The following is an 11,011-nucleotide window of genomic DNA, read 5'->3' as shown; positions in this document are numbered from 1 at the left end:
GGTGTGCTGGTGGGAGGGGGTGGTGGTGCGGTCTTCGGCTATGGCGCGGAGCATGCGCTCGGCCTGGTCGGCCGGGAGGCGGCGGGTGGGGTCCTTTTCCAGGAGGCCTGTCAGGACGGCGGCCAGGCGGCCGGCGCGGAGGGCGGGCTCGGGCTGGTCGTTGAGGACGGCGTGCATGGTCGCCATGGCCATGCCCTTGTCGTGCGGGGGGCGGCCTTCCACGGCGGCGTACAGGGTGGCGCCGAGGGACCAGAAGTCCGACTCGCGCTGGGCGGGGTAGCCGCGGAGACGCTCGGGGGCGATGAAGGCGGGCGTGCCGACGAGACCGGTGCGGGTCATCGTGGTGTCGGTCTCCATGCGGGCGATGCCGAAGTCGGTCAGCACCACCCGGCCGTCATCGGTGAGCAGAACGTTCTCGGGCTTGACGTCCCGGTGCAGCACCCCGGCGGCGTGCGCGGAGCGCAGGGCCTCCAGCACCTGGATCCCGATGTCGGCGACCAGCCGCGGGGGCAGCGGCCCGTCGTCGCGCAGCACCTGCCCGAGGGAGCGGGCGTCGACCAGCTGCATGACGATCCACGGCCGGCCGTTCTCCTCGATGACGTCGTGCACGACGACGACGTTCGGGTGGGTCAGCCGCCCGGCGGCCCGGGCCTCGCGAAGCGTGCGCCGGTTCAGCTCGGCGACCTCGTCGTCCTCGGGGTCTCCGGGGTACCGGACCTCCTTGACGGCGACCACGCGGTCGAGCAGCTCGTCGTGGGCACGCCAGACGATGCCCATGCCGCCCCGGCCGATCGGCTCCAGTAGCTGGTAGCGGCCGGCCACGCGGCGTCCCTGCTGTCGCTTGCCCGGCCGTGCTTCCGACATCACCCGGCGCTACCCCCTTTCAGGCGAATGAATCGTCCCATAGGGCTGGGCAGGCGCAAACGCGGGAACGGTCCGCTCTGTCCGGCATCCGGGACGCATTGTCCAGATAGTGGACGCCTAGAGCGTCGCGACCCTGTGATCAGCGCGTTCGGCTCCCCGGCCCCCCGGAAGCCCGTCGTAGTTGATCACCCGAACCGATGCCCCGCCGCTGCTCACCCCCGCATTCCGCCCCCCGCCCCGCGGCTTTGCGCGCCGCCGCCGCGGGGCGATGATGGGAGGGGGCGCGACGCCGGCGAGGGGCGCGTGGTCACGATTGAGAACGGTGGTGCCGGTGTGCCGCGAGGGGGCGCGGCACGGCGTAGGCTCTCATCCGCCGCACCGGATCGAGGGGAGAGGGACGGCCCGCATGGCTGATTCGTTTGTACATCTGCACGTCCACACCGAGTACTCGATGCTCGACGGGGCGGCCCGATTGAAGCAGATGTTCAAACAGGTAGGCGATCTCCAGATGCCCGCCATCGCGATCACCGACCACGGCAACATGCACGGCGCCTACGACTTCCACAGGCAGGCGACCGCGGCCGGCATCAAGCCGATCATCGGCATCGAGGCGTACGTCGCCCCGGCCTCCCGCCACCAGAAGAAGCCCGTGCTGTGGGGCGAGCCGCACCAGAAGCGCGACGACGTGTCCGCCGGCGGCTACTACACCCACATGACCATCTGGGCCAAGAACGCCACCGGCCTGCACAACCTCATGAAGCTCTCCTCCCGCGCCTACACCGAGGGCTTCGTGCGCAAGTGGGCCCGCATGGACGCGGAGATCCTCGCCGAGCACTCCGAGGGCCTGATGGCCACCACGGGCTGCCCGTCGGGCGAGGTGCAGACCCGCCTTCGCCTCGGCCAGTACGACGAGGCGGTGGCCGCCGCCGCCCGCTTCCAGGAGATCTTCGGCAAGGAGAACTACTACCTGGAGGTCATGGACCACGGCCTCGACATCGAGCGCAGGGTCCGCGACGGCCTCACCCGCATCTCCGCCGAGCTCGCCATCCCCCCGCTGGTGACCAACGACTCCCACTACACCTACGAGTCGGACTCCACCTCGCACGACGCGCTGCTGTGCATCCAGACCGGCAAGCAGCTCTCCGACCCCGACCGGTTCCGCTTCGACGGCAGCGGCTACTTCATCAAGACGGCCGACGAGATGCGCGCCGTCGACTCCTCCGACCTGTGGGCCGAGGGCTGCCGCAACACGCTGCTGGTCGCCGAGAAGGTCGACCCGAGCGGCATGTTCGGCTTCAAGAACCTCATGCCGACCTTCCCGATCCCCGAAGGCCAGACCGAGGAGGGCTGGTTCCGCCAGGAGATCGCCCGCGGCATGGCCTGGCGCTTCCCCGAGGGCGTGGACGACGAGCACGCCCGGCAGATCGAGTACGAGATGAACGTCATCCTGCAGATGGGGTTCCCCTCGTACTTCCTCGTGGTCGCCGACTTCATCATGTGGGCCAAGAACAACGGCATCCGGGTCGGCCCGGGCCGCGGCTCGGCCGCGGGGTCGCTCGCCGCGTACGCGCTCGGCATCACCGACCTCGACCCCCTGCCGCACGGCCTGATCTTCGAGCGGTTCCTCAACCCCGACCGCGTGTCCATGCCCGACGTCGACATCGACTTCGACGAACGCCGGCGGGCCGACGTGATCCGGTACGTCACCGAGAAGTACGGCGCCGACAAGGTCGCGATGATCGCCACCTTCGGCACCATCAAGGCGAAAGCGGCCATCAAGGACGCCGCCCGCGTCCTCGGCTATCCCTACGCCCTCGGCGACCGCGTCTCCAAGGCGTTCCCCCCGGCGGTGATGGGCAAGGACATCCCGCTGTCCGGCATCTTCGACAAGGAGCACCCGCGCTTCAACGAGGCCGGCGAGCTGCGCAAGCTGTACGACGAGGACGTCGACGTCAAGACGGCCATCGACCTCGGGCGCGGCCTGGAGGGGCTGATCCGGCAGACCGGCGTGCACGCCGCCGGCGTGATCATGTCCGCCGAGGTGCTGACCGACTACATCCCGATCATGCGCCGCGACGCCGACGGCGCGATCATCACGCAGTTCGACTACCCGACCTGCGAGACGCTCGGCCTGCTGAAGATGGACTTCCTCGGCCTGCGCAACCTCACGATCATCGACGACTGCCTCAAGATGATCGAGGCCAACACCGGCAACGCCATCGACCTGCTGAAACTCCCGCTGGACGACCCGAGGACGTACGAGCTGCTCGGCCGGGGCGACACCCTCGGGGTGTTCCAGCTCGACGGCGGCGGCATGCGTTCGCTGCTGCGCCTGATGAAGCCCGACAACTTCGAGGACATCTCCGCGGTCGGCGCGCTGTACCGTCCGGGCCCGATGGGCGCCAACTCCCACACCAACTACGCGCTGCGCAAGAACGGCCAGCAGGACATCACCCCGATCCACCCCGAGTTCGAGGACTCCCTGAAGGAGATCCTCGGCACGACCCACGGCCTGATCGTCTACCAGGAGCAGGTCATGGCCATCGCGCAGAAGGTCGCCGGGTTCTCGCTCGGCAAAGCGGACCTCCTGCGCCGCGCGATGGGCAAGAAGAAGAAGGCCGAGCTGGACAAGCAGTTCGAGTCCTTCGAGCAGGGCATGAAGGACAACGGCTACTCCGCCGCGGCCGTCAAGACGCTCTGGGACATCCTGGTCCCGTTCTCCGACTACGCCTTCAACAAGGCGCACAGCGCCGCGTACGGCCTGGTCTCCTACTGGACCGCCTACCTCAAGGCCAACTACCCGGCCGAGTACATGGCGGCCCTGCTCACCTCGGTGAAGGACGACAAGGACAAGTCGGCGCTGTACCTCAACGAGTGCCGCCGCATGGGCATCAAGGTGCTCCCGCCGGACGTCAACGACTCCGACTTCGACTTCACCCCGCGCGACACCGACATCCGCTTCGGCCTGTCGGCGGTGCGCAACGTCGGCGGCAACGTCGTGGACGGCATCATCTCCTCGCGCGGCGGCAAGGGCCGGTTCGCCGACTTCAAGGACTTCCTGCGCAAGGTGCCCGCGCTGGTCTGCAACAAGCGCGTCATCGAGTCGCTGATCAAGGCCGGCGCGTTCGACTCCCTCGGCCACGAGCGCAAGGGCCTGCTCATGGTGCACGAGCAGGCCGTCGACGCGATCATCGACATCAAGAAGAACGAGGCCATCGGGCAGGACTCCCTGTTCGGCGCCATCGACGGCGCCGAGGACCAGACCTTCGACGTGCAGATCCCGGCAGGGGAGTGGGACAAGTCCACCCTGCTGGTGTTCGAGCGCGAGATGCTCGGGCTGTACGTCTCGGACCACCCGCTGTTCGGCGTGGAGCACATCCTGTCGGCGGGCGCGGACTGCTCGGTGGCCTCGCTGCAGGCCGACGAGCGCACCGACGGCCAGGTGATCACCGTGGGCGGCCTCCTCAGCGGCCTCCAGCGCAAGGTCACCAAGAAGGGCGACACCTGGGTGCTCACCAACCTCGAGGACCTGGAGGGGTCCATCGAGGTGATGATCTTCCCGTCGGCCTACCAGCTGTGCGCCACCGTCCTGGCCGAGGACGCCATCGTCTTCGTCAAGGGCCGGCTGGACAAGCGCGAGGACGTCGCCAAGATCGTCGCGATGGAGGTCACCGCCCCCGACCTGTCCCAGGAGGCGGGCGGCCCCCTGGTGGTCAGCCTGACGCTGACCCGCTGCACCCCCCCGGTGATCGGCCGCCTCAAGGAGGTCCTGACCACCCACCGCGGCACCACCGAGGTCCACCTCCAGCTGCACAACGGCTCCAAGACCACCGTCATGCGCCTGGACGACCGCCTGCGCGTGGCCCCGTCCCCGGCCCTGATGGGCGACCTCAAGCAGCTCCTCGGCCCCGCCTGCATCGGCGCCTGAAGCACCACGACGCCGTCCTGCCGGGGCCGGGTGCCGGCGACGTGGCCGTGGACAGCCGCCTGCCGATCCTGTGCCCCGCGGACACGCGGCGGTCGGCGCCTAGTCCCGCCAGTACCCCGGCTCGTAGGGATCCGCCCGGTCGTAACGGTCGTGGCGGTCGTACGGCGCGCCGTGGACGGGGGGACGACGGCGCGGCGGGGGCCAGCCTCGCTCCCACACCCGCGGCAGGCTGTAGTCGTCGGGGTACGGGCGGAACGGCCGGTCGCCGGGGTGGTACCAATTGCGGCGCAGGCGGCCCTCGCGGCGCGGCCGGTCCTCGCCCTCCTCCTCGTACCCGCCGTCCCGGCCGCGCTCGTCGCCGGGGTCCCGGCCGGCGAGCTGGTCCTCGGGGCTGAGGCCGGGGGTGGTGCCGCCGCCGAAGCGCGAGTGGTCGGGCGGGGAGAAGGACGTGGCGGGCACGTCCTGAAGGGCGCCCTCCATGGAGGTCACCCAGATGGGGCCGGGCAGCGTGGCGCCCTGCACGCCGCCGTACGACCGGCCGCCGATCTCGACGCCGTCCAGCGGGTGCTTGTAGGCGCCCCGCATGTCGCCGAGGCTGACGGCCGCCGCCAGCTCCGGGGTGTACCCGGCGAACCACGCGGAGGTGTAGCCGTTGTTGGTCCCGGTCTTGCCCGCCGCCGGGCGGCCGATGCCCTGCCCGCGCATGGTGCCCTTGGTGAACACCCCGGACAGCACGAAGTTGACCGCGTCGGCCACTCCCTCCTCGATGGGAGCCGAGCAGCTCGGCGCCACCGTCGTGCGCCGCCCCCGCCGCTCGGCGATCTCCAGCACGGCCATCGGCCGGCAGTACCGCCCCCGCGCCCCGAAGGTCGCGAACGCCGCCGCCACCGTGACCGGGTCCATCTCGTTCACCCCGAGGGTGAACGTCGGGACCTCCTTGAGCGGCTTGCCGTCGGCGCGGACGACCCCGAGGGACCGCGCGGTGCGCACCACGTCGCACAGCCCGACGTCGCGCTCCAGCATCATGTAGAAGATGTTGACCGACTGCCAGGTGCCGGTGGCCAGGCTGTACGGCCCGCCCTTCCCCTCGCCGCCCGCGTTGTGCACCACGGCGTCCGGCACGCTGACGTTCTTGCCCGAGCAGTCCCGGTAGCCCGAGGACGGCGAGAACGCGCCCGGCGTGTCGAAGCCCTGGTCGAACTTCCACCCCTTGGCCAGCGCGGTGGCCAGGGTGAACGCCTTGAACGTCGACCCGGCCTGGAAGCCCTGCCCGCCGCCGTGCGCGATGTCGCCGACCAGGTTGTACGTGGTCCGCGCCCCCTGGTCCTTGCCGCCGGGGTTGTTGCCGTACTTCTTGCTGGCCGCCAGCGCCCGGATCCGCCCGGTGCCCGGCTCGACCATCGCCTCGGCCGCCACCTGGCTGTCCTTCGGGCGGACGTACTCGGCGATGGCCTTCTGCGCGGCGTTCTGCATGGCGCGGTCCAGGGTGGTGGTGATCTCCAGCCCGTCGCGGTACAGGCGCCGCTCCCGCTCGGCCCGGGTCTGCCCGAACGCCGGGTTGACGGCGATCTCCCGCTGCACGTAGAGGCAGAAGAACGGGTACTCGCTCTCGGCGCACCCGCCGGGCTCGGGCCGCAGGTCCAGCGCCAGCGGTCCCGCCTTGGCGGCCCCGGCCCGCACGGCGGGCACCATGCCGAGCTGGGACATCCTGTCCAGCACCAGGTCCCGCCGGATCCGCAGCCGCTTCTCGTGCTCGGGGCCGAGCGTGGGATCGGTGAGGGACGGCGTGCGCACCGCCCCGGCCAGCGTGGCGGCCTGCGCCAGGGTGAGGTCGGCCGCCGTGGTGCCGAAGAACCGGCGCGCCGCGGCCTCCACGCCGAAGGCGCCGCCGCCGAAGTAGGCGATGTTCAGGTAGCGCACCAGGATCTGGTCCTTGGAGTACTTGCGCTCCAGCCCCATGGCGTACCGCAGCTCCTGCAGCTTGCGGCGGATGCTCGGCGCGCGGGCCGAGTCGCGCTCGCCGTCGGAGCGGGCGTTCTGCAGCAGGACGTTCTTCACCAGCTGCTGGGTCAGCGACGAGCCGCCCTGCTTGATCTCGCCGGCCCGGGTGTTGGTGATCATCGCGCGCAGCGTGCCCCGGAGGTCCAGCCCCGCGTGGTCGTAGAACCTGGCGTCCTCGATGGCGACGATGGCCTTCAGCATCACCGGCGCGATCCGCGTGATGTCCACCGAGCGCCGGTTCTGCACGTAGAACTGGGCGAACTGCTTGCCGTCCTTGTCCAGCAGCCGCGTGCGCTCGGGCAACGGAGCCTCGCGCAGCGCGGACGGCGTGTCGAAGAAGCTCCGGGAGGCGTCCCGGGTGAACACCCCCGCCCCGCCGACCGCCGGGAGCGCCAGGGCCGCCGCGAGCACGCCCCCGGCCACGCCCGCCAGCCCGAGCACGCCCAGGCACGCGGGCACGGGACGTTCCCGCCGCCGCGCGGACTCGCCGCCGGGCCTGCGGCGGCCGTCGGATCCCGAGGTCACGGGATAGAAACTGCGGCTGGCGGAACGTCGGCAAACGTCCGTCGTGCGAAGCTTTACGCTTCCCTGTTGATCTTCATCCCAAGTGAGGTGAACTGGTCGAATACGCGGTGGTATCCGCGTTCGATGTGGTTGACCCCGCGCAGGGTGGAATTGCCCTCCGCGACCGCCGCGGCGAGCACCGCGGAGAACCCGGCCCGGATGTCGGGCAGGGTGACGTCGGCGCCGCGCAGCTTGGAGATGCCGCGCACCACCGCCGAGTGGCGGGCGTTGGTGTCGTGGTAGCGGCACGCCGGGCCGCCCAGGCACACGTCGAAGATCTCGATCTCGCAGCCCATCTTCTGCAGCGCGGGCACGTACACCAGGCGGTTCTCGAACACCGTCTCGTGCAGCACCGACATGCCCTCGGCCTGGGTGAACAGCACCATTAGCGGGGTCTGCCAGTCGGTCATGAACCCCGGGTGGGTGTCGGTCTGCACGGCGGCGGCCCGCAGGCCGTCCGGCGCGGACGCGCTCAGCCACTCGTCGGTGATGTCGAACTGCGCGCCCATGCGGGCCAGGGTGGTGATCGCGGTGACCAGGCGGTCCTGCGGGCAGCCGTGCACCCGCACCTCGCCCTTGGTGATCAGCCCCGCCACGAGGTAAGAGAAGGCCTCTATGCGGTCGCCGGCCAGCCAGGTGGACGCGCCGCGCAGCCGCTCCACGCCCTCGATGACGATGCGGCGGTCGGGGCTGAGCTCGATGCGGGCGCCCATGCGCTGCAGGAACAGCGCCAGCTCGACGACCTCGGGCTCGGTGGCCGCGCCCTTGATCACCGTCTTGCCCTCGGCGAGCACCGCCGACAGCAGGATGGTCTCGGTCGCCCCGACGCTCGGGTAGGGCAGCTCGATGCGGGTGCCGCGCAGACGGGTGGCCTTGGCGGTGATGCCGGCGTCGCCCACCTCGATCTCGGCGCCCATGGCGCGCAGCGCTTCGACGTGGAAGTTGACCGGCCTGCGGCCGATCGGATCACCGCCCACCAGCGGGACGAACGCCTCGCCCGCCAGGTGCAGCAGCGGACCGAGCATCAGGATGGGGATGCGGTTCAGCCCGGTGAAGGCCTCTGGCACCCTGGGCCGGATCTCGGGGCCGCGCTCCAGCGTGATCTCCCGCTGGGTGATGTCGACCTCGATCCCGAGTGCCCCGAGCATGGCGGCCGTGATGCCCACCTCGCCGACCTCGGGGGCGTTGTGCAGCGTGCTCGGGCCGCTGCCCAGCATCGCCGCCACCATGTGCTTGGACACGGCGTTCTTGGAACCGCGTACCTCGACGTCCCCCCGGAGAGGCCCGGACGGCTCGATCAGCCATACCTCTTCACTCACGGGGGACAGCCTAACCGTGCGGCGCGTCCTGTCGAAGGCGGCGGTGCGCGAGCGGCATCGGTAACATTGGCGGGGCCCGCGTGCCGGTGCGCGGCGCGCGGCGGGGCGAGGTGATCGGGTGCGGCATCTGCGGGACTTCGTGCTGACGGTCGGGGTGCTGGCCGCGCTGGGTGCGGCGGCCGGGTTGCTCTGGTCGGTGGTGTCCCCCCGCACGCCGTATGTCATCACCGCGTCGGGGCCACGGCTCACCGACCCGATGACCCAGGCGCTCATCGCCGCGGACGGCTGGTTCGCGCTGATCACCGGGGTCGCCGGGCTGGCGTGCGGCGTCACCGCGTACCTGCTGGCCCGCCGCGGGCGTCCCGTGGCCCTGCTGGCCGGCCTGGCCGCCGGGGGGCTGCTGGCCGGTCGCCTGGCGCTCGCCGTCGGCACCTCCCTCGACTCGGCCACCGTCCAGGCCGCCGCCCCCGGCTCGGCCGCCGTGGGCTCCACCGTGGGCGTGCTCACCGTCACCGCCGCCGGGGTCCTGCTGTGCTGGCCCCTGGTGTCCGTCGCGGTCTTCGGCATCCTCGAATCCGCCGACGGCTACCGCGACTCCCCCCTCCGCGAGCCCTACGCCGGCGAGGAGACCCCGTCCGGCACGCCCCCGCCGCCGGAGTCCACCGCCTTCTACGGCCCCGCGTTCCCGCCCCCGGGTCCGGGAGCGGCCGGTCCGTCCACGGGTCAGGGAACACCTGGTCCGCCCGCGTCGCCGGGAGCCCCCGGTCCGTCCGCGTCTCCCGGCGCGGCCGGTCCGCCGCCGCCTCCGGTCTAGCCGAGCGGGGGCCGCACCTCGCCGTGGCGGGTGGCCTGCTCGAAGGCGTGGGCGGCGCGCAGCACCGTCAGGTCCTCGAAGGGGCGGGCGATCATCTGCACGCCCACGGGCCAGCCCTCGGCGGTGAAGCCGCAGGGCACGGACGCGGCGGGCGCGTGCAGGACGCTGATCCAGTACGCCGAGCGCATCCAGGCCAGGTAGTCGGGCATGGGGGTGCCGGCGATCTCGGTGACGTACGGATCCTCGACCGGGAAGGGCGGGACCTGGCTGACGGGGGCGATCAGCAGGTCGTAGGTGTCGAAGAAGCGGTTCATCTTCTGGAACAGACGGCTGCGCAGCTTCTCGGCGCGGGCCAGGTCGGCGGCGGTGACCTTCTTGCCCTGCTCGACGTTCCACGCGACGTTGGGCCCGAGCAGGTCGGAGGGCAGGTCGCCGTAGGTGGCGGCGTACTGCCAGCCCCGGTAGACGCGGAAGGCGTCCTCGGCGTCGGTCAGCTTGAGGTCCACCTGCTCGACCTTGGCGCCGAGGCCGGTCAGGACGGCGGGCGCCCGGGCGGTCACCTCGGCGGTGCGCGGGTCCACGGGCAGGCCGCCGAGATCGGGGCTCCAGGCGATCCGCATGCCCTCGACGCCGGGCTCCAGGGGACCGGCGAACGCCGAGCCGTCCTCGCGGATCGCGAACGGCGAGGTGGGCGCGAAACCGGCGATCACGCTCAGCAGCAGGGCGGCGTCGGCGACGGTCCGGGCCATCGGCCCGGCCACGCCGAGGGTGAACCACGCCGCGGTGCGCGAGGAGTCCGGCACCCGGCCGGGGGTGGGCCGCAGCCCGACCACGTTGCAGAACGACGCGGGGTTGCGCAGCGAGCCGCCCATGTCCGAGCCGTCGGCCAGCGCCACCATGCCGGACGCCAGCGCCGCCGCCGCGCCGCCGCTGCTGCCGCCCGCGCTGCGGGTCAGGTCGTAGGGGTTGCGGGTGGCGCCGAACACCTCGTTCACGGTGTGCGAGCCGGTGCCGAACTCGGGGGTGTTGGTCTTGCCGAGCGTGACGGCCCCCGCCGCGCGGGCGCGCCGCACCACCAGGGCGTCCTCGCGCGGCACGTGGTCGGCGAACAGCTGCGAGCCGTACGTGGTGCGGATGCCCGCGGTGTCGGTGAGGTCCTTGAACGCGATCGGCAGGCCGTGCAGCGGGCCGCGCCACACGCCGCGCGCCAGGTCCCGGTCCAGCTCGCGGGCCTCGGCCATCGCCCGGTCGGCGACCACCGTGACGACGGCGTTGACCGCGCCGTTGACCTCGTCGATCCGCCGCAGGTGCGCCTCGGTCAGCTCGGCCGCGCCGATCTGCCGGGAACGCAGCAGTTCGAGCATCTCGGTGGCGGTCAGGTGGATCGGCTCGGTCACGCGGGCACCTCTCTCAGCGAACGGTGAACACAGGCGGCACAGGGGGCACAGGGGGCACAGCGGCACAGGCGGCGGTCAATCCAGGCGGCACAGGCGACGCAGGCCGCGCAGGCGACCCAGGCGG

Annotated in this window: 6 protein-coding genes; 2 read left to right on the top strand and 4 right to left on the bottom strand. The window is 71.7% G+C overall.

The features are described 5' to 3' along the window. A partial coding sequence (locus ACFP1K_RS36390) for a serine/threonine-protein kinase (protein ID WP_380762122.1) occupies positions 1-864 on the bottom strand: 864 nt, incomplete at its 3' end. Between the two features lie 406 nt (positions 865-1,270). On the opposite strand from ACFP1K_RS36390, the gene dnaE reads away from it, so the two are divergent. Then, positions 1,271-4,792, top strand: a complete 3,522-nt coding sequence (dnaE, locus tag ACFP1K_RS36385; RefSeq protein ID WP_380762120.1) for a DNA polymerase III subunit alpha — start codon at positions 1,271-1,273, stop codon at positions 4,790-4,792. Positions 4,793-4,891: 99 nt separating this feature from the next. Here dnaE and ACFP1K_RS36380 read toward each other — a convergent pair whose 3' ends face one another. Beyond that, positions 4,892-7,318 (bottom strand): transglycosylase domain-containing protein, encoded by a 2,427-nt coding sequence (locus ACFP1K_RS36380; RefSeq protein ID WP_380762118.1) that lies wholly within the window; start codon positions 7,316-7,318, stop codon positions 4,892-4,894. A gap of 53 nt (positions 7,319-7,371) precedes the next feature. Then, positions 7,372-8,676: a UDP-N-acetylglucosamine 1-carboxyvinyltransferase gene (gene murA / locus ACFP1K_RS36375; protein ID WP_380762116.1), complete on the bottom strand. Its 1,305-nt coding sequence runs from the start codon at positions 8,674-8,676 to the stop codon at positions 7,372-7,374. Between the two features lie 118 nt (positions 8,677-8,794). On the opposite strand from murA, the gene ACFP1K_RS36370 reads away from it, so the two are divergent. Then, positions 8,795-9,490, top strand: a complete 696-nt coding sequence (locus ACFP1K_RS36370) for a hypothetical protein (RefSeq protein WP_380762114.1) — start codon at positions 8,795-8,797, stop codon at positions 9,488-9,490. Here ACFP1K_RS36370 and ACFP1K_RS36365 read toward each other — a convergent pair. Continuing rightward, positions 9,487-10,887 (bottom strand): amidase, encoded by a 1,401-nt coding sequence (locus ACFP1K_RS36365; RefSeq protein WP_380762112.1) that lies wholly within the window; start codon positions 10,885-10,887, stop codon positions 9,487-9,489. The genes ACFP1K_RS36370 and ACFP1K_RS36365 overlap by 4 nt on opposite strands. Positions 10,888-11,011: the final 124 nt, after the last annotated feature.

The organism is Sphaerisporangium aureirubrum, assembly GCF_042658925.1.
Taxonomy (GTDB): domain Bacteria; phylum Actinomycetota; class Actinomycetes; order Streptosporangiales; family Streptosporangiaceae; genus Sphaerisporangium; species Sphaerisporangium aureirubrum.
Note: the sequence above shows the minus strand (reverse complement) of the source record. Positions and strands in the feature narration are given on the sequence as shown.